22 protein-coding genes and 1 tRNA gene are annotated in these 22853 nt (G+C 71.2%); 9 read left to right on the top strand and 14 right to left on the bottom strand.

The genetic code is table 11. The annotated features are described in order from the left end of the window. Positions 1 to 150: 150 nt before the first annotated feature. A complete protein-coding gene (locus ABZ079_RS31560; RefSeq protein WP_356942854.1) occupies positions 151 to 651 on the top strand; it encodes a hypothetical protein in 501 nt (166 codons plus the stop codon). A gap of 3 nt (positions 652 to 654) precedes the next feature. Here the strand turns inward: ABZ079_RS31560 and ABZ079_RS31555 are convergent, their stop codons facing one another. Further along, positions 655 to 1347 (bottom strand): pentapeptide repeat-containing protein, encoded by a 693-nt coding sequence (locus ABZ079_RS31555; RefSeq protein WP_356942853.1) that lies wholly within the window; start codon positions 1345 to 1347, stop codon positions 655 to 657. A 197-nt stretch (positions 1348 to 1544) separates the two neighbouring features. Between ABZ079_RS31555 and ABZ079_RS31550 the strand changes: the two genes are divergently transcribed. From ABZ079_RS31550 to ABZ079_RS31540, 3 genes are all read left to right on the top strand, one after another. Continuing rightward, on the top strand, positions 1545 to 2705 hold the full coding sequence (locus tag ABZ079_RS31550) for an FAD-dependent oxidoreductase (protein ID WP_356942852.1): 1161 nt from the start codon (positions 1545 to 1547) through the stop codon (positions 2703 to 2705). Positions 2706 to 2762: 57 nt separating this feature from the next. Then, positions 2763 to 3773, top strand: a complete 1011-nt coding sequence (locus ABZ079_RS31545; protein ID WP_356942851.1) for a zinc-binding dehydrogenase — start codon at positions 2763 to 2765, stop codon at positions 3771 to 3773. 103 nt (positions 3774 to 3876) lie between these two features. Further along, positions 3877 to 5394: an MFS transporter gene (locus ABZ079_RS31540; RefSeq protein WP_356942850.1), complete on the top strand. Its 1518-nt coding sequence runs from the start codon at positions 3877 to 3879 to the stop codon at positions 5392 to 5394. On the opposite strand, the gene ABZ079_RS31535 is transcribed toward ABZ079_RS31540, so the two are convergent. The 4 genes from ABZ079_RS31535 to ABZ079_RS31520 all read right to left on the bottom strand — a co-directional run bounded on the left by ABZ079_RS31535 (position 5383) and on the right by ABZ079_RS31520 (position 8374). Continuing rightward, positions 5383 to 5862, bottom strand: coding sequence for a GNAT family N-acetyltransferase (locus ABZ079_RS31535; RefSeq protein WP_356942849.1), 480 nt, complete (start codon positions 5860 to 5862; stop codon positions 5383 to 5385). The genes ABZ079_RS31540 and ABZ079_RS31535 overlap by 12 nt on opposite strands. Positions 5863 to 5894: 32 nt before the next feature. Beyond that, the gene (locus tag ABZ079_RS31530) at positions 5895 to 7301 is read right to left on the bottom strand and encodes an FAD-binding oxidoreductase (protein WP_356942848.1); all 1407 of its coding nucleotides are present in this window, start codon (positions 7299 to 7301) and stop codon (positions 5895 to 5897) included. A gap of 10 nt (positions 7302 to 7311) precedes the next feature. Beyond that, positions 7312 to 7965, bottom strand: a complete 654-nt coding sequence (locus ABZ079_RS31525) for a rhomboid-like protein (protein WP_356942847.1) — start codon at positions 7963 to 7965, stop codon at positions 7312 to 7314. 335 nt (positions 7966 to 8300) lie between these two features. Then, positions 8301 to 8374 (bottom strand) — tRNA-Thr (locus tag ABZ079_RS31520). 261 nt (positions 8375 to 8635) lie between these two features. Between ABZ079_RS31520 and msiK the strand changes: the two genes are divergently transcribed. The 3 genes from msiK (at position 8636) to ABZ079_RS31505 (ending at position 11248) form a co-directional block, all read left to right on the top strand. Beyond that, on the top strand, positions 8636 to 9772 hold the full coding sequence (gene msiK / locus ABZ079_RS31515; RefSeq protein ID WP_356942846.1) for a diacetylchitobiose ABC transporter ATP-binding protein MsiK: 1137 nt from the start codon (positions 8636 to 8638) through the stop codon (positions 9770 to 9772). 198 nt (positions 9773 to 9970) lie between these two features. Beyond that, on the top strand, positions 9971 to 10432 hold the full coding sequence (locus ABZ079_RS31510; protein ID WP_356942845.1) for a hypothetical protein: 462 nt from the start codon (positions 9971 to 9973) through the stop codon (positions 10430 to 10432). Between the two features lie 84 nt (positions 10433 to 10516). Continuing rightward, positions 10517 to 11248 (top strand): nucleotidyltransferase family protein, encoded by a 732-nt coding sequence (locus ABZ079_RS31505; RefSeq protein WP_356942844.1) that lies wholly within the window; start codon positions 10517 to 10519, stop codon positions 11246 to 11248. 168 nt (positions 11249 to 11416) lie between these two features. On the opposite strand, the gene ABZ079_RS31500 is transcribed toward ABZ079_RS31505, so the two are convergent. The 7 genes from ABZ079_RS31500 to ABZ079_RS31470 form a co-directional block, all read right to left on the bottom strand. Next, on the bottom strand, positions 11417 to 13069 hold the full coding sequence (locus ABZ079_RS31500) for a DoxX family protein (RefSeq protein ID WP_356942843.1): 1653 nt from the start codon (positions 13067 to 13069) through the stop codon (positions 11417 to 11419). Positions 13070 to 13197: 128 nt separating this feature from the next. Beyond that, on the bottom strand, positions 13198 to 14139 hold the full coding sequence (rlmB, locus tag ABZ079_RS31495; protein ID WP_356942842.1) for a 23S rRNA (guanosine(2251)-2'-O)-methyltransferase RlmB: 942 nt from the start codon (positions 14137 to 14139) through the stop codon (positions 13198 to 13200). 93 nt (positions 14140 to 14232) lie between these two features. Continuing rightward, complete coding sequence (gene cysS, locus ABZ079_RS31490) at positions 14233 to 15633, bottom strand: cysteine--tRNA ligase (protein ID WP_356942841.1); 1401 nt, start codon at positions 15631 to 15633, stop codon at positions 14233 to 14235. A gap of 180 nt (positions 15634 to 15813) precedes the next feature. Then, positions 15814 to 16218: a PPOX class F420-dependent oxidoreductase gene (locus tag ABZ079_RS31485; protein WP_356942840.1), complete on the bottom strand. Its 405-nt coding sequence runs from the start codon at positions 16216 to 16218 to the stop codon at positions 15814 to 15816. Between the two features lie 108 nt (positions 16219 to 16326). Continuing rightward, positions 16327 to 16851, bottom strand: a complete 525-nt coding sequence (gene ispF, locus ABZ079_RS31480; protein ID WP_356942839.1) for a 2-C-methyl-D-erythritol 2,4-cyclodiphosphate synthase — start codon at positions 16849 to 16851, stop codon at positions 16327 to 16329. Then, positions 16841 to 17593 carry a 2-C-methyl-D-erythritol 4-phosphate cytidylyltransferase gene (gene ispD, locus ABZ079_RS31475; protein WP_356942838.1) on the bottom strand — a complete coding sequence of 251 codons (753 nt, stop codon included), beginning with the start codon at positions 17591 to 17593 and terminating at the stop codon, positions 16841 to 16843. Before ispD ends, ispF begins: the two co-directional genes overlap by 11 nt. A 317-nt stretch (positions 17594 to 17910) precedes the next feature. Continuing rightward, positions 17911 to 18393 carry a CarD family transcriptional regulator gene (locus ABZ079_RS31470; RefSeq protein ID WP_003953493.1) on the bottom strand — a complete coding sequence of 161 codons (483 nt, stop codon included), beginning with the start codon at positions 18391 to 18393 and terminating at the stop codon, positions 17911 to 17913. A gap of 639 nt (positions 18394 to 19032) precedes the next feature. Between ABZ079_RS31470 and ABZ079_RS31465 the strand changes: the two genes are divergently transcribed. After that, positions 19033 to 19704, top strand: coding sequence for a DUF461 domain-containing protein (locus tag ABZ079_RS31465; protein ID WP_356942837.1), 672 nt, complete (start codon positions 19033 to 19035; stop codon positions 19702 to 19704). Between the two features lie 162 nt (positions 19705 to 19866). Here ABZ079_RS31465 and ABZ079_RS31460 read toward each other — a convergent pair whose 3' ends face one another. Both ABZ079_RS31460 and ABZ079_RS31455 read right to left on the bottom strand, forming a co-directional pair. Next, entirely contained in the window at positions 19867 to 20547 is a 681-nt protein-coding gene (locus tag ABZ079_RS31460; protein WP_030342036.1) for a response regulator transcription factor, read from the bottom strand. Then, positions 20544 to 21794, bottom strand: a complete 1251-nt coding sequence (locus ABZ079_RS31455; protein WP_356942836.1) for an ATP-binding protein — start codon at positions 21792 to 21794, stop codon at positions 20544 to 20546. Before ABZ079_RS31455 ends, ABZ079_RS31460 begins: the two co-directional genes overlap by 4 nt. 240 nt (positions 21795 to 22034) lie before the next feature. Between ABZ079_RS31455 and phoU the strand changes: the two genes are divergently transcribed. After that, a complete protein-coding gene (gene phoU / locus ABZ079_RS31450) occupies positions 22035 to 22724 on the top strand; it encodes a phosphate signaling complex protein PhoU (RefSeq protein WP_356942835.1) in 690 nt (229 codons plus the stop codon). Positions 22725 to 22853: the final 129 nt, after the last annotated feature.

The following is a 22853-nucleotide window of genomic DNA, read 5'->3' as shown; positions in this document are numbered from 1 at the left end:
ATCTGGAGACAACGGGCGAAGGCTTGAAAGACACAACATCAGGCTCCCACCAGCTAGCCCGTCATACCCACTGAACTAACGAAAAGATCAGTAGAGGGGTGGGGCGCACCCGAGCAGGGGCTTGGGGATCGGCGTGACACCATCTCTTCCGTGCTCGACATCGGCTACGCCCTCTCCAACCGGTTCCCGGACCCGCCGCAGACCGACTACCGCCGCGCGGACGTCCACGCGCTGCGGCACGATCTGTTCTGCGGGGACGTCTACCTCGCGGACACCGAGACGGACCGGGAGCTGTCCACAGCCTGGGGATGGGTGCCGGTGCTGGACTTCGCGTGGGCGCTGTGCGACATCGTGGAGCGGCTGGACCGGGACCCGCTGGGCTCCCGCGCCGCCCGCCCGCAGCGGGCGGAGCTGGACTTCACCGAGTCGACCGACCGGATGCTCTTCGAGCGCCGCTTCGGCTGGGTCGACATCACCTCCGACTGGGCACCCGCCGAGGAGTCCCCGCTGAGCTTCTCCCACACCGAACTCCGCCGCGAGGCCCGGGACTTCCTCCACGACCTCATCGCGGACCTGACCGACCTCCATGACGACCTGGCGGAGAACCCGGCGATCTGGACGCTCCAGGCCCGTTTCCCCCGCCTGCCCTGAGCCTCACCCCTCCACCCGGATGCCCAGCCCGGCCGCCAGCGCCGGCGCCAGATCGAGCAGTTGACCGGTGGTGATCACCGCTCCGGACAGCCGGTCCAGCCCCCGTACGATCTCCAGCGGGGCGGCCCCGCGCAGGTCCACGTCCTTCAGGGTCGCACCGCCGAAGTCGGCCTCCTTCAGGGCGCAGTCGACGAACTCCACCCGCTCCAGGCTCGCGCCCGCGAAGTCCGGCTCGACCAGCACGCAGGACGCGAAGACGACGTCCTTGAGGCGGGCCTCACGGAGGTTGAGGTAGTCGATCTTGCCGCCCCGGACCACGACCCGTTCCAGGACGGCGCCGTGCAGTTGGGTACCGCCCAGGCGGGCGTCGACCACCTCGACGTCGCGGAACGTGGACTCGGCGAGGTGGGTGCCGACACCGCGCAGTCCGGTCAGGACCGAGTCCAGCACCCGGGCCCGGCCCAGTGCCGTCTCGTCCACCGCGCAGTCCGTCAGCGCGCAGTCCATGAACCGGGCGCCCACGCCGTCCTGTCCGGCCAGGTCCGCGTCCCGGAACTCGAGCCCGTCGTAGTCACCGTCCGGCTCCAGCTCCCCGCCGGCCCACGGCTCCAGGGTCGGCAGCCGTACCTCCGGCCGTCGCGCGCCCTTCACCACCGCCGGGCCCGCCGGCCCGCCGCCCATCGCTCTCCTCGCCATGCGCCCATGCTGCACCCCGCCCCTGACAACCCGCCCTGACCTGGGGAAATCCCGCCGGTGATCCGGCGATGTCACATTCCGGGAGGCCCGGCGGTCGTACGTACGTGAAGGAGCGGACGAACCGAGACCCGGACGAACCGGACCGGACGAACCGAGACTCCTGGACCAGGCGAACCGACCGAGGGAGACCCCACCCCATGCATCGCATCACCGTGATCGGCGGCGGCTTCGCCGGGCTCACCGCCGCCATCACCGCCGCCGAGGCAGGCGCCAAGGTCACCGTGTACGAGGCCCACCACACCCTGGGCGGGCGAGCACGCACCGCCGAGGGGCCGTACCGGACCAACGAGGGCCCGCACGCCCTCTACAACGGCGGCCTGCACTGGTCCTGGCTCGAGCGACGGGACCTGATCGGACCACTGGCCCCGATCCCGCCCCTGGAAGCCGCCCGGCTGCGGCTGCGCCACCACGGCGTCCTGCGCCGCACCCCGCCCTTCGGCATGCTCAAACTGCTGCGGCCCAAGGTCGGCCGGGCCCCCGTCGACAGCGACTTCCTCAGCTGGGCGACCCGCATCGCCGGTGCGGAGGGCGCCCGGGCCGCCGCCAACTACACCGCCGTCGCCCTCTTCCACCACGACCCGGGCGCGCTGTCCGCCGCCTTCGTGCAGGAACGCCTGCGCCGCGCCACCAAGCTGCCGCCGGAGGCGCACTACCCGCGCGGCGGCTGGGCCTCGGTCATCGACCGGATGGCCGCACGGGCCTGGAACCTGGGCGTGCGGATCGAGACCCTGTCCCGGGTGGACGAACTGCCGGGCGACACACCCGTCGTCGTCGCCACCTCCCTGCCCGCCGCCCGCCGGCTGCTCGGCGACGACTCGCTGAGCTGGCCCAGCGGCCGCACCGTCCTGCTGGACCTCGCCGTACACACCCGGCGCGGAGACGCCTTCATCGTCTCCGACCTGGACGCGCCCGGCTGGATCGAGCGGTTCACCGCACAGGACCCGTCCCTCGCGCCGGACGGGGAACAGCTGCTCCAGGCACAACTGCCGATCGGGCCCGGCGAATGCCGCGCCGACGGCGTCGCCCGTGCCGAGCAGCTCCTCGACCTGGGCTTCCCGGGCTGGCGGGGGCGGGTCACCTGGCGGCGCGAGGCCGTGGCGGACGGCCGTACCGGGGCCGTGGACCTGCCGGGCCGCACCTGGCGGGACCGGCCCGCCGTGGACCGGGGCGACGGGGTCTATCTCGCGGGCGACCAGGTGGCAGCCCCGGGCGTGCTGTCGGAGGTGTCCTTCACCAGCGCGGTCACGGCCGTGTCCCTGATCCTCGACCGGCCCGCCGTTGACCTCAAGCGCGCTTGAGGTCGCAGGGTGGGACTCCCGAACCGGTCACGCGAGTCACGAGATGCGGGGGTCCCCATGCACGCGGTCCGTCTGTACGCCTTCGGTCCGGCCGAGAACCTGACCTACGAGGAGGTCGCGGACCCGGTCCCCGGCCCGGGCCAGGTACGCATCGCCGTCGCCGCGGCCGGGGTGCACCTGCTCGACGCCGCCCTGCGGGAGGGCCGCCGGGGCCCGCTGCCCGAGACACCCGCGCTGCCGACCGTGCCCGGCCGCGAAGTGGCGGGGATCGTGGACGCCCTCGGCGACGGCGTCGACGAGGCGTGGCTCGGCAGACGGGCGGTGGCCCACCTGGGCTCCGCGCCCGGAGGCTACGCCCAGCTCGCCGTCACCGACGCCGAGCGCCTGCACGAGGTCCCGGAGAACCTGAGCCTGGCCGAGGCCGTCGCCATGATCGGCACCGGGCGCACGGCGCTGGGGATCACGCAGTTCGCCGAACCGGGACCGGACGACGTGGTGGTGGTACCGGCCGCTGCGGGCGGCATCGGCACACTGCTCGTGCAGTACGCCAAGAACGCCGGGGCCGTGGTGATCGGCCTCGCGGGCGGAGCGGAGAAGACCGCCCGGGTCCGGGGGAACGGCGCCGATCTCGCCGTCGACTACACCGCGCCCGACTGGCCCACCGAGATCCGCGCCCACCTCGGCGGACTCCCCCAGCCTCCCGCTCCCGCGCGAGCAGGGGGAAAGCCCGCCGCCACGATCGTCTACGACGGCGTCGGCGGCGCGGTCGCCCGAGAGGCCGTCGCCCTGCTCGGGCCCGGCGGACGGCACCTGGTCTTCGGCTGGTCGGCGGAAGGGATCGGCGGCGGGCAGAGCCACCTCGTCGAGGGCGTCTCCGAGAGCGTCCTCGGCCCGCGCATGCTCCAGAAGGCGGGAGGCCTGCGCGCGCTCGAACTGCGCGCGCTCGCCGAGGCCGCCCTGGGGCGGCTGCGTCCGGCCGTCACCCGCTTCCCGCTCGCGGACGCGGCCGCCGCACACAGGGCGCTGGAGAACCGCGGCACGATCGGGAAAGTGGTGCTGGAACCATGAGGCACGACCCGGCACGACCCAGCACGACCCAGATCCGGGCCACCGTCAGCCACGACACACTCCCCCGGATGCACTGTGTCCCGATTCGTGGTCTTCTGGCGGGATGAACATCGGCCGAACGGGTGACGCCGACCCGCCGGCCGGGACCGCGGCGGACGGAGCCGATGCGCACCGCTGGTGGGGCCTGGTCGTCATCGCCCTCGCCCAGCTGATGGTGGTCCTGGACGCGACGATCGTGAACATCGCGCTCCCCTCCGCCCAGCGCGCCCTGCACATGTCCGACGGCAACCGGCAGTGGGTCATCACCGCCTACACCCTGGCCTTCGGCGGGCTGCTCCTGCTGGGCGGCCGGATCGCCGACCTCGCCGGACGCAAACACACCTTCGTCATCGGGCTCATCGGCTTCGCCGCCGCCTCCGCGCTGGGCGGCGCGGCCACCGACTCCGGCATGCTCTTCGGCGCCCGCGCGCTGCAGGGCGTCTTCGCCGCCGTCCTCGCGCCCTCCGCACTGAGCCTGCTGACCACGACCTTCACCGACCCACGCGAGCGCAGCAAGGCCTTCGGCATCTACGGCGCCCTCGCCGGCAGCGGCTCGGCGATCGGCTTCATCGTCGGCGGCCTGCTCACCGAATACCTGGACTGGCGCTGGTGCCTGTACGTCAACGTGCCCATCGCGATCACCGCGGTCCTCGGCGCCTTCGCCCTCCTCCACGACCGCCCCGGCCACACCGACGCCCGCCTCGACGTACCCGGCGTGCTGCTCGGCTGCGGCGGACTGGTGGCGATCGTCTACGGCTTCAGCGAGGCCGAGCCACTCGGCTGGACCGACCCGCTGGTCCTCACCCTGTTCGCCGCCGGTGCGGTCCTGCTGCTCGCATTCGTGTGGTGGCAGAACCGAGCCCCCAGTCCGCTCCTGCCGCTGCACATCGTCCGGGACCGCAACCGCGCCGGCTGCTTCCTGACGATGATGCTCGCGGTGATCGGCATGTTCGGGCTGTTCCTGTTCATGACCTACTACCTCCAGGTCATCCTCGGCTACTCACCGGTCAGAGCGGGCCTGGCGTTCCTGCCGCTGACCGCCGCGATCATCACCGGGTCCACCCAGATCTCCGCACGCCTGCTGCACCACGTCGCCCCGCGCATGCTGATGGTGCCCGGCATGCTCCTCGCCGCGACCGGCCTGCTGCTCCTGACCCGGATGACCGTGCATTCCTCCTACGCCGGCGAGATCCTGCCCGCCCTGATCCTCATGGGTCTCGGCATGGGCCTGACCTTCATGCCGGTGTTCGCCACGGCCACCTCCGGTGTCGCCCCCCGCGACTCCGGAGTCACCTCCGCAACCGTCAACACCTCCCAGCAGGTCGGCGGTTCGATCGGCACGGCGCTGCTCAACACCATCGCCACCACCAGCAGCGCCACCTACATCACCACCCACCTGCACAGCCCGGCCCGGAAGGCGGCCGTGGTCCCGGCAGGCGTCGTGCACGGTTACACGGTCGCCATCTCGTGGGCGGCCGGCGTCATGCTCCTGGCCGGCCTGATCGCCGGCCTGATGGTCACCGCCAAGGCCCCCGGACACGGCACACCCGCGAAGACCCCGCTGCCGGAATCAGTGGCCTGAGCCCAGTACGGCGAGCGCCTCGTCCGTCAGCCGGTACACCGTCCACTCGTCCTGCGGGCGGGCCCCCAGCGCCTCGTAGAAGCCGATCGCCGGCCGGTTCCAGTTCAGCACCGACCACTCCAGCCGCTCATACCCCCGCTCCCCACAGATCCGCGCCGGCTCCCTCAACAGCGCCCGCCCGTGCCCGCCGCCGCGCGCGCCCGGACGGACGTACAGGTCCTCAAGGTAGATGCCGTGCACACCACGCCAGGTGGAGAAATTCAGGAACCACAGCGCGAAGCCGACCGGCTCACCGCTGCCCTCGTCCACCGCCATGTGCGCGAAGACGGCGGGCCGCTGACCGAACAACGCCTCCCGCAACTGCTCCTCACTGGCCCGCGCCTCCCGCGGAGCCTTCTCGTACTCCGCCAGCTCACGGATCAGGGCGTGGATGACGGGAACGTCGGCGGGGGTCGCGGCACGAATCATGCGGTGAGGCTAACCGGCCGGCTCCGCGGAGTTCAGTGCCGCCCCGCCACCCGGTCCGCCACCATGGCCAGGCGGGAGGACTCCATGCCCGGGCGGAGGCGTTCACGTTGATCGGCGGTGCGGTAGGTGGCGTACATGCCCTGGACGCCGAGCCAGCGCAAGGGTTCCGGCTCCCACTTGCGGACCTTGTGGTTCACCCACGGCAGTTCCGTCAGCTCGGTACGGCCGCCCTGGCCGGAGTCCTGCTGGACGAGATCGCGCAGGGTGCGGGCGGCCAGGTTGGCGGTGGCGACACCGGAGCCCACGTACCCACCGGCCCAGCCGAGGCCGGTGGAACGGTCCAGGGTGACGGTCGCGCACCAGTCACGCGGGACCCCCAGAACCCCCGACCAGGCGTGCTCCACCCGCACCCCCGCGAGGGACGGGAAGAAGCGGGTCAGGATCTCCCGCAGCGCCTCGATCGTCGCCTCCTGCGTGCGGCCGTCATTGTCGGTGCGGGAACCGAAGCGGTACGGCACCCCGCGCCCGCCCAGCGCGATCCGGCCGTCGGCGGTGCGCTGGGCGTACATGTAGGCGTGAGCCATGTCGCCGAGCGTCTCCCGGCCGTCCCAGCCGATCGCCGCCCACTGCTCCTCGGTCAGCGGCTCGGTGGCGATCATCGAGGAGTTCATCGGCAGCCAGGTCCGCTTCTGCCCCCTCAGGGACGCGGTGAAGCCCTCGGTGCAACGCAGGACGTAGGACGCGCGGACCGTGCCGTAGGGCGTGACCGCGTGCCCGGGCCGGATCTCCGTCACCGGCGTCGACTCATGGATGGTCACCCCGAGCGCCTCCACGACGGCCGCGAGCCCCTTCACCAGCTTCACCGGGTGCAGCCGGGCCCCGTGCGGGGTCCACGCGGAACCGACCGCGTCCGCGATCCTGATCCGCTCGGCCGTCTCCCGGGCGCCGTACAACTCCCGGTCCTTCTCGCCGTACGACAGCTCGTGCTCGTGAAACGCCCTCAACCGCCCCAACTGGGCCGGCGTGGTGGCCACCTCCAGGACACCGCCCTTGTGCACGTCGGCGTCGACACCCTCCGCCCCGGCGACCGCGATCACCTCGTCGACGGTGTCGTTCATCGCCTTCTGCAACCGCACGGCGGCCTCACGGCCATGCAGCTTCGCATACCGGTCACGGCCCGCGATCCCGTTGTACAGCCAGCCGCCGTTGCGGCCGGAAGCGCCGTAACCGCAGAACTTCTGCTCCAGGACGACGATCCGCAGGAAGGGGGCCGCCTTCTTCAGGTAGTACGCGGTCCACAGGCCGGTGTAGCCGCCGCCGACGATGACGACGTCGGCCGACGCGTCCCCCGACAACGGCTCCCGCACCGCCGGAAGACCGTCGTCCGCGTACCAGAAGGAGACACCGCCGTTGACGACACTGCTTGCCGAGCTGCTCATGGCCGGGACGTTAACCCCTGAGACCGGCCAGTGTCTCCTTCGGATTCCATGCTTTTCCACGCCCCCTGACCAGCGGACGACAAGCCAGCCCGATCAGCGCCGAGACCAAGTGGCCGAAGTCGGTGAAGGTCGGCCCGGCGGCCAGCGGCAGCCCGAAGACCACCAGCACCACCAGCACATACCCATACCGCCAGGGCGCCGCGATCCGGTAGGCGAGCACCGCGACGACCCCCGCCAGCGCGTAACTCACCCCGATGTCCAACGTGTTGACCGCCGCATGCGGCGCCATGCCGTCCCGGATCGCCTTCAGCAGCACCCCCTCGCTGAGCAACGAGGCCAGGACATGGGCCAGCACACACACCGCAAGCCAACGGGCCGTACCCAGCCAGCGCTCGGCCGGCGCGTGGAAAACCGTGTACAGAAAGGCGTACGGCACCCAGTGCCCGCTGTCGATCCACATCGCACTCGCCACCAGCACCCGCACCGGCGTGCGCGACAGCTCATGGATGTTGGTCGACCGCTGCCGCAGGAAGTGCTCCTCGAACTCCGGCGACATGTGGTGCAGCGCGACGGTCGTGACGAACAGGACCCCCAGCCACACATAGGTGCCGGGAGCGCTGCGGACGTACGCCCACACCCCTCTCAGGCCCCGGTGAATTCGCATGAGCCGATTCACGCACGCCGGTATCGCCCGGTACGTGATCGACATCCCCGGCGATCCGACACCCGCGAGGCGGCGCTGATCATCGCCCGCCTGCCGGCCCATCCGCCGTCCTTCCCGGCCCCTGCCCGGACTGCGCCGGCCCGGCGACATCGCCCAGGCCATGCTGGAGCAGACACCACCCTGGGCGCTGGAACACATCCCCGACCTGCGGGACGTGGAGGACGGCCGCCCGATCGAGGAACGGCGACTGGGGACCGCCCGGCGGCTCACCTCCGAGTGAAAGCTCAGGTGCATGGAAAAGCCCAGGTGGGAACGGGTCCCGCCTGGGCTTGCCGAGCCCCCTGTCGGAGTCGAACCGACGACCTCGAGATTACAAGTCACGCGCTCTGGCCAACTGAGCTAAGGGGGCGTCGCGCACTACCACGCCGTACGCAAAGGCGGCTCCACTGTACACAGAGCCCGTCTCCCCGGGCCACGGAGTTCCGCACTCCACACGCCCCCGAATCCGTGCGTGACCCTATTCCGCGAAGTTCACAGTGGCGCGGGTACTGACAGAGCGAGTGAACGCCAGGTACCGTCTCGACCCAGTTCACTCACGTGGACTACACCAACCACCTTCCTACAACGGATCGTCCGGCACGTTCCTGCCGGTAGAAGGGGGCCCATCACCATGGCCACTGTCACGTTCGACAAGGCGACCCGGATCTACCCGGGTTCCACCAAGCCCGCCGTCGACGGTCTCGACATCGCGATCGAGGACGGCGAGTTCCTCGTCCTGGTCGGCCCGTCGGGCTGCGGAAAGTCCACCTCCCTGCGGATGCTCGCGGGCCTGGAGGACGTCAACGGCGGAGCGATCCGCATCGGTGACCGCGACGTCACGCACCTGCCGCCCAAGGACCGGGACATCGCCATGGTGTTCCAGAACTACGCCCTCTACCCGCACATGACGGTCGCCGACAACATGGGCTTCGCGCTCAAGATCGCCGGCGTCAACAAGGCGGAGATCCGGCAGAAGGTCGAGGAGGCCGCCAAGATCCTCGACCTCACCGAGTACCTGGACCGCAAGCCGAAGGCACTCTCCGGTGGTCAGCGTCAGCGTGTCGCGATGGGCCGCGCGATCGTGCGCGAGCCGCAGGTCTTCCTCATGGACGAGCCGCTGTCCAACCTGGACGCCAAGCTGCGTGTCTCGACGCGTACGCAGATCGCGTCCCTGCAGCGCCGTCTCGGCATCACCACCGTGTACGTCACGCACGACCAGGTCGAGGCGATGACGATGGGCGACCGCGTGGCGGTCCTCAAGGACGGCCTCCTCCAGCAGGTCGACTCGCCGCGGAACATGTACGACAAGCCCGCGAACCTCTTCGTCGCCGGCTTCATCGGTTCCCCCGCCATGAACCTGGTCGAGGTCCCGATCACCGACGGCGGCGTGAAGTTCGGCAACAGCGTGGTGCCGGTCAACCGGGACGCCCTGAAGGCCGCCTCCGACAAGGGTGACCGCACGGTGACCGTCGGTGTCCGTCCCGAGCACTTCGACGTGGTCGAGCACAACGGCAGTGTCGCCGCCTCCCTGTCCAAGGACACCGCGGACGCCCCGGCCGGTCTCGCGGTCTCCGTGAACGTCGTCGAGGAGCTGGGTGCCGACGGCTACGTCTACGGCACCGCGGAGGTCGGCAGCGAGGTCAAGGACCTCGTCGTCCGCGTCAACGGGCGCCAGGTGCCGGAGAAGGGCTCCACGCTGCACGTCGTGCCGCGACCGGGTGAGATCCACGTGTTCTCGACGTCCACGGGCGAGCGTCTCTCCGACTGAGCAGCGCGTCGCACCGAAGTCGACGAGAGGGGCCCCGCGGACTGCCGCGGGGCCCCTCTCGCGGTGCGGACAGGCCGCGGCGCAGCGATCATTCCGGGCGGGGCCCGTCAACCCCTTACCCAGAAAGCAGCGCTACTTCATCCCCCGATAGGGTGACTAAATGTCTCCAAATCATCACCCTGCGCTACCCTCACACGCGTGAAGCACTCCACCATCCCTCAGACGCGACGCGGCCACCGGGGCGGCCCTGCCCGCCGGATCGGCCGCACTCTCGCCCTCGTCCTGCCCGTCGTCCTGGTGCTCTCCGGGACCCTCGCGGTCACCCGGGTCAACTGGACGGGGAGCCCCTCCAGCTCCGTGCTGGCCGCCTCGGACGTCTCCGTGGCGGAGGTTTCCTCCAAGGCGGTCTCCCACGCCCCGCAGGACGTGCTCCGCGACCGGCTGATGTCCGAACTGCAGGAGAAGGACCCGGGGGTGGTCCTCACCCACCTCCAGCAGGCCGTCAACGGGCACCCGTCGCTGGCCAGGCACTGCTCCTCCATCGCCCGTGCCCTGGGCAAGGCCGCGGTGCGCATCTACGGCGCCCCGCGCGCCCAGTCGTACGCCCGCCCGGTGTGCGACACGGCCTTCGCCTCGGGCGTCCTGGCCGCGCACAGCTGAGTTCCGGCGAGCAGTCGGTAACGGCTCCTCCGGCAGCGCACTGCCACCGGCGGGCAGTGGTGGGGCGCCACGTACAGTGCGGTCATGACCCATCCGAACGCCGCGTTGCGCCCCACTCAAGCCGTGGTCCTGGCCGGTGGCCAGGGCTCCCGGCTGCGTCCGTACACCGATGACCGGCCCAAGCCGATGGTCGAGATTCCCGGCACGGGCACCCCGATCATCGGCCACCAGCTGACCTGGCTCGCCGAGGAGGGCGTGACGGACGTGGTGGTCTCCTGCGGCCACCTCGCCGAGGTCCTGCAGAAGTGGCTGGACTCGGCCGACCTCCCCGTCTCCGTCACCACCGTCGTGGAGAGCGAGCCCCTGGGCCGCGGGGGCGGCCTCAAGTACGCCGCCGCGCATCTCCCCCACCCCGACCGGCCCTGGTACGCGACCAACGGCGACATCTGGACCCGCTTCTCCCTGCGGGACATGGCCGACTTCCACACCGAGCGGGATGCCGTCGCAACCTTGGCGTTGGCTCGTCCGCGCATTCCCTGGGGTGCGGTGAGGACCGACGGGTTCGGGCACATCACCGATTTCATCGAGGCGCCGCCCTCGACGTTCGAGATCAACGCCGGTGTGTACGTTTTCTCCCCCGAGTTCGCCGGTCTGTTGCCCGAGCGGGGGGATCACGAGCGGACTACGTTTCCTCGGCTGGCCCGGGAGAAGAAGCTGGCGGGGTTCCCCCTTCCGCAGGGGGCTTACTGGCGGGCCATCGACACGGCCAAGGACCTGACGGAAGCGGCCAAGGAGCTGGCCGCGCTGGGCCGCTGACGGTTCCGCGGGGCGGTCGTGTGCCGTCTGCGGGTTCGTTGTGGCGTGTCGCGCCCACCGGCGCAGCCGCATACCCATACGGTCCCGCGCCCCTAGGGGGTCGCAGCTCTCCGCGCTGAAAGGGCCCCGTACCTCTCTCGGTACGGGGCCCTCTGCTTTCGGGGTCGATTACTCGAGCAGGCCGCCCACCAGGCCCGGCTGGCCCGTGGAGGAGCTGCTGGTGCCACCCGAGGACGTGCTGCCGCCGCCTGTCGTCGAGCCGCCGGAGCCGGTGCCGCCCGTGCTGGTCGGGCCGGCCGTTGTGCTGGGGGCACCGCCGATGGGGGAGGTCCGGCGGGGCGGGGTCTGGCCCGTGGCGCCCTGGGTCTGGCTCGGGGTGGTCGTCGTCCCGCCGGCCGTCGGGGTGGCGCCCGGCGTCGTCGCCGCGCCGGAGGGGCTCGCGCCGGCCGTGGCGCCGCCGGTGGGCGAGCTGGAGGCCGCCGGGGCCTTCTGCCTCGTGCCGGGCTCATCCGGGAGAGGGGAACCGGGGACGTTGTTGCGCGGGGCCTCGCCGGGGCCGGGGACGATCACCCGGCTGGAGTCGCGGACCGCGCCGCCCAGCAGGGAGCCGACGAGCAGGGTCAGACCGACGGTGATGGCCGTGATCAGCGCGCCGCGGCGCAGGACGTAGCGGCGCAGTTCCCAGATGTCGGAGCGGGGGCCGAGGCGCCGCCAGGCGCTGCCCGCGAGGCGGCCGTCCACGGAGTAGACGGGGGCACCGGCGATGATCAGCGGGGACCAGGCGGCGAGGTAGATGATGTCGGGGGCGTCGTAGGCCGGGACGGTCTTCCAGCTGACGGTGACGATCAGTGCGGCCGAGAGCAGGGCGCCGACCACCGCGGTCACGCGCTGCCAGCAGCCGAAGATGGTCAGGACGCCGACGACCACCTGGAGGAAGGCGATGACCAGGCCGGAGCCGACCGGGTGGTGCAGGGCGAACTGGCGCAGCGGCTCGGCCACGTCCCACGGGTGCAGGGTGTCGAGCCACTTGACCATGGAGCCGCGCTTGCCGCCGTCGAAGTAGACGGGGTCGCACAGCTTGCCCATGCCGGCGTAGATGGAGATGCAGCCCAGGAAAATGCGCAGCGGGAGCAGGACGACGCCGAGGTTCATCCGGCGGCCCGGGTAGTAGGCGTGCCGTGCCGGGTCGTCGCCGTGGCGCCTTCCGGAGCGCGGGGTGCCGGTGTCGGACGGGTCCGCGTAGGCGTCGTACGGCTCGAAGCCGTCGTCGCCGTACGCGGGTTCGTCGTAGGCGCCGCTCACCGTGCGCATGTGCGGCAGGAGGTGGGTGCCGTCGGCGTCGGGGGCGGTGCGCTGGTGGCCGACGAGGGGGGTTTCGACGGTCTGGCCGAACTCGTCGTAGGCGTCCGGGTAGCCGGTGCCGACGCGCGGGATGACCCGGGTGGCACCGGCATCGGGCTCGTCGACGTGGCGGACGCTGCTGCCCCGCACGGCCTGGAGGAGCCGGTGGGCGCCGGTGTCGTCGGGGGCGGACTTGCCGCTCCACACGACGGGGCGGCGGCGGGCCGCGGTGCCGGCCCGGCCCGCCGTGCCCATGCCCGGCATGCGGGCGGTGTCCTGGGTGGCGCTCAGGTGCCGGGCGATCCGCGGGGATTGGCTGCGCCTCGTCGACGCGCCCAGCTGCACGCGGAAGCTGGCGTGATTGACGATGACCTGGGCCGGATCGCTCGGCACCTTCACCATGCTCAGCGCGGGAGCGTCGTCGTATCCCGACGAGCGGTCCCCCGTGGGTGTGCGGGGTGTTCTGGTGTCCACACTCATCTAACCGAGTGACGTGGGGTTAGGACACTGCCTTGACCGCCCGGATGTGTCCGGACCGCGTCAAAGCAGCCCCTGGCGCCACCCGGCCGCCGGAATCACCCCGCACGGGTGAGATACCGGACACGCGTTCAGGCGCGTCGGCGCGCCGCCTCGTACAGCACGATCCCCGCCGCCACACCCGCGTTGAGGGACTCGGCGCCGCCCGGCATCGGAATGCGGACGCGGACGTCGCACGTCTCGCCGACCAGGCGGGACAGGCCCTTGCCCTCGCTGCCGACGACGATGACGACCGGGCCCGCCAGGGCCTGGAGCTCGCCGAGTTCGGCCTCGCCGTCCGCCGCCAGGCCCACGACCGTGATGCCGGCCTTCTTGTAGGCCTCCAGGGCGCGGGTGAGGTTGGTGGCGCGGGCGACCGGCGTGCGGGCGGCCGTACCGGCGGAGGTCTTCCAGGCGCCGGCGGTCATACCGGCCGAGCGGCGCTCGGGGACGACCACGCCGTGGCCGCCGAAGGCGCAGACCGAACGGACGACGGCGCCGAGGTTGCGCGGGTCGGTGACGCCGTCCAGGGCGACGATCAGTGGCTCCTCGCCCTCGTCGTGGGCGGCCGCGGTGAGGTCCTCGGGGTGCGCGTACTCGTACGGCGGGACCTGCAGGACCAGGCCCTGGTGGTTGAGGCCGTTCGTCATGCGGTCGAGCTCGGGGCGCGGGGCCTCCATGAGGTTGATGTTGCCGCGCTCGGCGGCGAGCTGGAGGGCCTCGCGGACGCGCTCGTCGTTGTCGATGAACTGCTGGACGTAGAGGGTGCTCGCGGGCACGCCCTCGCGGAGCGCCTCGAACACCGGGTTGCGGCCGACGACCAGCTCGGAGGCGGACTTGCCGCCGCGGCCCCGGGGCGCGGGGCGGCGCACGGCCTGCTTCGCCTTGGCGTTGGCGATGCGGTTCTTCTTGTGGCCCTTGCGCATCTCGGCGGGCGGGGTCGGGCCCCGGCCCTCCAGACCCTTGCGCCGCTGGCCGCCACTGCCGACCTGCGCGCCCTTCTTGCCGGACATGCGACGGTTGTTCGCGGCCATGACCTACCTGTCTCTGTGATGCGTGCGGATGCGTACGTCTATGCAGTGTGCCGCCCGGGGGGCCGGGCGGCACAATCGATCTAGGACCGGTGCCTACCGCGGCCCGAGGCTCCAGCGCGGGCCCTGCGGGCCGTCCTCGATGGCGAGGCCCGACTGGTTGAGCTGGTCACGGATGGCGTCGGCGGTGGCCCAGTCCTTGCGGGCGCGGGCGGACTCGCGCTGGTCGAGGACGAGCCGTACGAGGCTGTCGACCACACCGTGCAGGTCCTCACCCCGATCGGTCTCGTCGGCCCAGCGCGGGTCGAGCGGGTCCAGGCCGAGGACGCCGAGCATGGCCCGGACCTCGGCGAGGCGGGCGACGGCGGCCTCCTTGTCGTCGGCGGCCAGCGCGCTGTTGCCCTGCCGGACCGTGGTGTGCACGACGGCGAGGGCCTGCGGGACGCCCAGGTCGTCGTCCATGGCCTCGGCGAAGGCGGGCGGGACCTCGGCGGCGGGCTCGACGACTCCCCCGGCCTTCTCCACCACGCGCTGCAGGAAGCCCTCGATCCGCGCGAACGCGGACTCGGCCTCGCGCAGGGACTCCTCGCTGTACTCGATCATCGAGCGGTAGTGCGGGGTGCCCAGGTAGTAGCGGAGCACGATCGGGCGCCACTGCTTGACCATCTCGCTGACCAGGACGCTGTTGCCGAGCGACTTGGACATCTTGTCGCCGGCCATGGTGACCCAGGCGTTGTGCACCCAGTACTGGGCGAAGTCGTCGCCGTAGGCCTTGGCCTGGGCGATCTCGTTCTCGTGGTGCGGGAAGATCAGGTCGAGGCCGCCGCCGTGGATGTCGAAGGCGCCGCCCAGGTACTTGTGCGCCATCGCCGAGCACTCGAGGTGCCAGCCGGGTCGGCCGGGGCCCCACGGGGTCGGCCAGGTCGGCTCGCCCGGCTTGGCGGATTTCCACAGCGCGAAGTCGCGCGGGTCCCGCTTGCCGGTCTCGCCCTCGCCGGACGGCTGGAGCAGGTTGTCCAGTTCTTGCCGGGACAGCTCCAGGTACCGCGGGAAGGACCGCACGTCGAAGTAGACGTTGCCGTCGGCCGCGTACGCGTGGCCGCGCTCGATGAGACCCTGCATCATCTCGACCATCTCGGTGATGTGGCCGGTGGCGCGGGGCTCGTAGGTGGGCGGGAGGCAGCCGAGGGCGGTGTAGCCGTCGTTGAAGGCGCGCTCGTTCTCGTAGCCGATCGACCACCAGGGCCGGTTCTGCTCGTGCGCCTTGGTGATGATCTTGTCGTCGATGTCGGTGACGTTGCGGATGAACGTCACCTCGTAGCCGCGGTGTGCGAACCAGCGGCGCATGATGTCGAAGTTGAGGCCCGAGCGGATGTGCCCGATGTGGGGTGCCGCCTGCACGGTGGCGCCACAGAGGTAGATCGAGACGCAACCCGGCTTGAGCGGGGTGAAATCACGGATCTGCCGGGCGCTGGTGTCGTACAGGCGAATAGTCACCACTCCAGAGTAGTGGGCACCGGGCAGTGCCATGCGCCCACCGGCAGGGGAATGCCGTGCCGCACAGCACCCCGACCGGGCACCGGGCCGGCCACGCCCGCCGCCGCTCGCCGCGTCCGCTCGGCGTGGTCGGCCGCCGGCGGGTGGCCCCCGCGCCCCACCGGGACCCCTACCGCTGCCTCACAGCATCCCGACGATCCTGCGTGGGGTGATCCGTACGACCACCCGTTCGGCGTCGTCGGCCGACGCCGGGTTGAAGTCGGCGTACTCCTTGCCCGTGTACTTGTGGCTCAGCTCGTTGATGAGTTCCTGGCCGCCCTCGGTCGTCAGCTCGGCGGTGCCGCGGATCTCGGCGTACTCGTAGGGCTGCTCGGGGTTCATCACGACGACCGTCACCCGGGGGTCGCGGTCCAGGTTCTTCTTCTTGCGGCGGTCGACCGTCGTGGAGAACAGGAGGGTGTCACCGTCGCGTTTCACCCAGACCGGGGACATCTGCGGGCTGCCGTCGGGCTGGAGGGTGCCGACGACGATGAACACCTTGCCGTCGAGCAGGGACTTGAGCCGGTCGGACAGGGCGGCGGACATGGGTACCTCCGGGAAGCCTTGGTCGGCGGTGACTCGGCGGGGACTCTCCGGGTACCCTCGCACGCTCCGGGCTCACCCGCACCACAAGGCCGCACCGGCCCGGCGCCGTCAGCCCGTCCGGACCACGAGTGCCGTCGCCACCGCCATGAGGCCCTCGTCGCGGCCCGGGAAGCCGAGGCCGTCCGTGGTCGCGCCCGAGACCGACACCGGCGCGCCGGCCGCCTCGGAGAGGATCTTCTGGGCCTCGTCGCGGCGCTTGCCGATCTTCGGGCGGGCGCCGACCACCTGGACGGCGATGTTGCCGATGGTGAAGCCCGCCTCGCGGACGATCCGCGCGGCCTCGGTGAGCAGGGTGATCCCGGAGGCGCCGGACCACTCGGGACGGCCGGTGCCGAAGTGCTGCCCGAGGTCACCGAGCCCGGCGGCGGAGAAGAGCGCGTTGCAGGCGGCGTGCGCGACGACGTCCGCGTCGGAGTGGCCGGCCAGGCCCGGTCCCTCGCCCTCCCACTTCAGGCCCGCGCACCACAGCTCGCGGCCCTCCTCGAAGGCGTGGATGTCGGTGCCGATGCCGACCTGGGGCAGGATCGGCGGCCCACCCGGCGGCAGCCGGAAACCGGGCGCTTCAGAAGCCATCGTTGAGCCTCCTGCGGGCCAGGACCGCCTCGGCGAGGACCAGGTCGAGGGGGCGGGTGACCTTGAAGGCCTCCTCGTGGCCGGGGACGGCCACGACCGTCAGCCCCAGCTGCTCCACCATGCTCGCGTCGTCGGTGACGTTCTCGGTGACGGTCTCGTGGGCGCGGATCAGGGTCGCGCGGTCGAAGCCCTGGGGCGTCTGCACCGCGCGCAGCCGGGCCCGCTCGGGCGTGGCGACGACCGGCTCGGGGTCACCGGGGGCGGTCGCGGGCTCGACCTCCTTGACGGTGTCCGCGAGCGGCAGCGCGGGGACGACGGCGGGCGCGCCCTCGCGTACGGCCTCGATGACCGCGTCGACCGTGTCGACGGGGACGAGCGGGCGGGCCGCGTCGTGGACGAGGACCACGTCGTACTCGGGGGGCAGGGCGTCCAGGCCGAGCCGGACCGACTCCTGGCGGGACTCCCCGCCGGGCACGACCAGGAAGTCGGTGCGCTCGGGGAGCGCGTGCGCGTCGAGCAGGGACTTGACCTCGGCGGCGCCGTCCGGCGGCGCTACGACGATCACGAGGGCGACATGGCGGGACGCGGCGAGGGCGCGGACCGCGTGGATGAGCATGGGCGTGCCGTTCAGCGCGCGCAGCGCCTTGGGGGCGCCCGGACCGAGGCGTACGCCGCGGCCGGCGGCCGGAATCACGGCGGCGACGGAGGTCTGCGCGGGCGAAGGGCGCGATTCGTCAGACATCGGTTCCTGTCAGGTTTGTGTGCTCGACCTAGGTGGGTATGGCCTGGAGGAGTGCCGGGCGTGACGCCTTGACCGGACCCTTCCGTGACCCTGGTCGAGCCATCCGCCCGGGCCCGGCGTCTCAAGTATCGGGGGGTTTCCCCGAGGTGTACGGCAGGCTTCGCCCGCGGGTGTACGGCGGGTTTCGCCGGACCCGAGCGCGGTTCCTCCGGGGACGAACATGCCGCAGCGCCCGGCGACAGGATCAGTGTCATCGGGCACCGCGGCATTTCACTGTGCTGAGCGTGCTGCAGGCGAAGGATCGCTGCCGCGACGCCTCAGGAGGCGAGCACCTCGTCGAGCAGGGCCTCGGCCTTGTCCTCGTTCGTGTTCTCCGCGAGAGCCAGCTCGCTCACCAGGATCTGGCGGGCCTTGGCGAGCATGCGCTTCTCGCCGGCGGAGAGTCCGCGCTCGCGCTCGCGACGCCACAGGTCACGCACGACTTCCGCGACCTTGATGACATCGCCAGAGGCGAGCTTCTCCAGGTTTGCCTTGTAGCGACGGGACCAGTTCGTGGGCTCCTCGGCATACGGCGCACGCAGCACCTCGAAGACCCGGTCCAGCCCGTCCTGACCGACCACATCCCGCACGCCGACGAACTCCGCATTGTCCGCTGGCACACGCACCGTCAGGTCACCCTGGGCGACCTTCAGCACCAAGTAGGTCTTGTCCACGCCTTTGATCTGGCGAGTTTCGATAGCCTCGATCAGCGCGGCCCCGTGATGGGGATAGACCACGGTGTCGCCAACCTTGAACGTCATGTGACAGGTACCCCTTCCGTGGCTATCCAGGGTAACACGGATACGGCGTCTTCTGAATGGCGTTTTCGCAGGTCAGGGCATATCTCGGGGCTTGACAACAGCAACCGGAACGTGCTGCGGGAGCCCTGCGCGAGCGGGTATTCGCAGGTCGGAGGGGCTCTTCGGGCGGGGTGAAACGCCCACGTTACACACCCCGGGAGCCCACTCCAAGTGGATGAACGTCCCGATTTGTCTGGTCCCAAGCGTATGACTTCCGCTACTCCGTTCGGTGACCGGAGGTGGATGTGAGACGAATCCGGAATTGATCAACGACGGCCGGAGGGGCGGGTCGTGATCGATTTCCGAGGTGGCCGCGCATTCCTTCACGGAAAATCTGCGGGCCGTGTTGCGAACGTCTTGCGCGGGGTCTTGGGAGCGCCTTGGCGTCGCCTTATGTGAATGACGGACGAGCGCCCCGCAATGCGACCGCGGAGTCACCGGTGCCGGCCGCGGGGTACCCCCAGCCGGAGGGAAGCCCGGCGCTCGGGGGAGGGTCGGGTGCGGTGGCCCGGGAACGGCTCGGTAACCTAAGCCCGCTGACAGACACTTAGGGCGGCTTTATAAGAGAGCCGCCCGCGCGTTCAAGGAGTTGCCGCCGCCGTGAGCAGCAGCCTTCGACGCGGCGCCCTCGCCGCCTCCGCCATCGTCTTCTCGATCGCCTCGCTCGCCGCCTGCGGCGCCGGAAACAACGCCCAGACCCTGGAGATCAAGCCGGACAACGCGGCGACCAGCGTCGGTGACATCAAGATCCAGAACGCCGTGGTCATCACCCAGCCCGACCTGAAGTCGACGGGTCCGGCCGTGATCGCCGCGACCGTGTTCAACGCCGGCACCCAGGACCAGACCCTCCAGTCGGTCACCGTGGGCAGCGACACGTCCGCCGAGCTGAAGCCGGCCAAGGGCCAGCGCCTGACCGTTCCGGCCGGTGGCTCGCTGGTCATCGGCGGCAAGGGCAACGCCTCCGCGGTGCTGCCCAGCGGCCGTGAGGCTGTCCAGGACGGCAACCTCCAGAAGGTCACCTTCACCTTCAGCAAGACCGGTGAGGTGAGTCTGCGCGCCTTCGTGGTCCCGGCCACCAGCTACTTCGACAAGTGGGGCCCGGGCGACATCCCGTCCGCCTCCGCCTCGGCGTCCGCCACCGGCGCCCCGGGCGCGGACGCGTCCAGCAGCGGCAAGCCGGAGAAGGGCGACAAGACGACCCCGTCGTCCAGCGCCTCCGACGCGGCCGTCACCCCGAGCGACTCGGCCTCGCAGTCGGCCGCCGGTCACTGAGCAGCCGGCAACACGAGAGGGCGGCACCCCGGCCGGGTGCCGCCCTTCGTCGTGCGCGTCGCCACGTCGTACGCGGACTCGCCGGTCGTACGCGGAGCACGCCTCGGCGTACGCGGGCTCACCTCGGCGTACGCCTCGTCGTATGCGGATCGCGGGAGGGGTTTACGGCTCGAACTTGTAACCCAGGCCCCGCACCGTCACCAGGTACCGGGGTGCGCCCGGGTCCGGCTCGATCTTGGCGCGCAGGCGCTTGACGTGGACGTCCAGAGTCTTGGTGTCGCCGACGTAGTCGGCGCCCCAGACGCGGTCGATGAGCTGCATGCGGGTCAGAACGCGGCCCGCGTTGCGCAGCAGCATCTCCAGGAGGTCGAACTCCTTCAGGGGCAGGTCGACCTTCGAACCGGCGACCGTCACCACGTGGCGGTCGACGTCCATGCGGACCGGACCGGCCTCCAGCGCGGCCGGGGTGACCTCCTCCGGCTCGCCCCGGCGGCGCAGCACCGCGCGGATACGGGCGACCAGCTCGCGGGAGGAGAAGGGCTTGGTGACGTAGTCGTCGGCTCCTATCTCGAGGCCGACCACCTTGTCGATCTCGCTGTCCTTCGCGGTCACCATGATCACGGGGACGTTGGAGCGGCCGCGCAGCTGGCGGCACACCTCGGTTCCGGGCAGACCCGGCAGCATCAGGTCGAGGAGGACGAGGTCGGCGCCGTTGCGCTCGAACTCGTCGAGTCCGTCGGGGCCGGTCGCCGCCACGGCGACCTCGAAGCCCTCCTTGCGAAGCATGTAGGACAGGGCGTCGGAGAAGGACTCCTCGTCCTCGACGACGAGCACTCGGGTCACGGAAGGACCTCCGGGGCGGGAAGCGGTTCGTACGGGGATGACTCTGTGGTGCCGGCCTCGTCGTCGAGGTCGGGGTGCTGGTGCGCGCGGTCGCGGGCCGCGCCCGCCTCCGGCAGCCTGAGGGTGAAGGTGGAGCCCTGGCCCTCGGCGCTCCAGACCGTGACCTCCCCGCCGTGCGAGGCGACCACGTGCTTGACGATCGCGAGACCCAGGCCGGTGCCTCCGGTGGCCCGGGAGCGGGCCGGGTCGACGCGGTAGAAACGCTCGAAGATGCGCTCCTTGTCCTTGTCGGAGATGCCGATGCCCTGGTCCGTGACGGCGAGTTCGATCATGTCACCGCCGGGGGCACTGATCCGGCGCGCGGCTATACCGACGCGGGTGCGGGCCGGGGAGTAGTTCACGGCGTTCTCGACGAGGTTGCCGAGGGCGGCGGCCAGCTGGCCCCGGTTCCCCCAGACGTGCAGGTCGGCCGTACCACCGACGGCCATGGTGATCTGCTTCGTGCCCGCCTGGTGGCGGCAGCGGTCGATGGCCTCGGCGACCAGCTCGTCCACGCGGACCGGCTCGGCGTCCTCGAGGGGGTCGTCGTTCTGCACCCTCGACAGGTCGATCAGTTCCTGGACCAGGTTGGTCAGCCGGGTCGCCTCGATCTGCATCCGGCCGGCGAAGCGCTGCACGGCCTCGGGGTCGTCCGAGGCGTCCATGACGGCCTCGGAGAGCAGGGAGAGCGCGCCGACGGGCGTCTTCAGCTCGTGACTCACATTGGCCACGAAGTCGCGCCGTACGGCCTCGATACGGCGGGCCTCGGTCAGGTCCTCGACCAGCAGCATGACCAGGCGGGAGCCGAGTGGGGCCACGCGGGCGGAGACGGCGAGGGCCTCGCCGCGTCCGGTGCCGCGCCGTGGCAGGTCCAGCTCGACCTGGCGTATCTCACCGTCCCGCCGCGTGTCGCGGGCCATCTGCAGCATGGGCTCGACGGCGAGCTTGCCGCCGCGGACCAGCCCGAGGGCGTAGGCGGCGGAGCTGGCCTTGACGACGGCGTCGGCCTCGTCGAGGACGACGGCCGAGGAACGGAGCACGGACAACACGGTGTCCACGCCGGGCGGGAGTACGGGATCGGTATGCAAAGAAGTCCTGGTGGGTCGCTTCTGGTCGCGTTCACTCCAGCGGAACGCCAGCATGGCGATGACGCCGGTGAGCACCCCGGCGATCGCTGCCGCTGCGGCGACCGCCGCGTTCACGTCCATGGCTCCAGGTTAGGCATGGGGTACGACATGGCCACAGCCGTCGGGGCGCGACCTCGAACACTCGTCGCCCAGAGTTCACCTTGGAGCCAGTAGTGGTTCATTCGGGGTGGCGGAAACGGACGCGTAGGGGGCAGAACGTGGGAGCGTGGGGAGCGTGGGGTTCGCACCGCCGGCTGCGCCGGGCGCGAGGTGTCACGGCCCCCGGCATCCCCCGAAGCACACGTATGAGAGGGAACCCTGATGCGGGACGCGTACCACGAGGAACTGGACTCGATCGGCGACGGACTGGTGGAGATGGCCCGGCTGGTCGGGTCGGCGATCGGGCGCGCCACGACCGCCATCCTCGATGCCGACCTGAAGCTGGCCGAGAGCGTGATCGAGGCGGACCAGAAGGTCGATGAACTCCAGCACGACCTGGAGGCCAGGGCGATAGCCCTGCTCGCCCGTCAGCAGCCGGTGGCGACGGACCTGCGTATCGTCGTCACGTCGCTCCGTATGTCCGCCGACCTGGAGCGTTCCGGCGATCTCGCCCAGCACGTGGCGAAGCTGGCCCGGCTGCGTTTCCCGGCGCGGGCGGTTCCGCAGGACCTGCACGCCACCATCCTGGAGATGGGCCAGCTCGCCCAGCGCCTGATGGCCAAGGCCGCCGAGGTGATCATCACGAAGGACGTCGACCTCGCGCTCCAGCTGGAGCAGGACGACGACGAGATGGACCTGCTGCACCGCACCCTCTTCCAGCACCTGATCGACGAGCGCTGGAAGCACGGCATCGAGACCGCCGTCGACGTCACCCTGCTCGGCCGCTACTACGAGCGGTACGCGGACCACGCCGTGGCCGTCGCCAAGCGCGTCGTCTACCTGGTCACGGGTGAGCACGCCGACGAGTTGCAGCAGGACATCCAGCCGGTGACGGGGGTCGAGGGCGCGTAACCCCTCCGGGGGCCGGGCGGCTTTCACGGCTCCGGGGCTTCACGGCTCCAGGGCCGCCACGGCTTCAGGGGCTCACCGCTCCGGAGTGGTTCACGGCCCCGGGCGCATTCACGGGCCCCAGCGGTTTCA

Source organism: Streptomyces sp. NPDC006314 (genome assembly GCF_040613075.1).
GTDB lineage: Bacteria > Actinomycetota > Actinomycetes > Streptomycetales > Streptomycetaceae > Streptomyces.
This window is presented reverse-complemented; position numbering and strand designations above follow the sequence as displayed.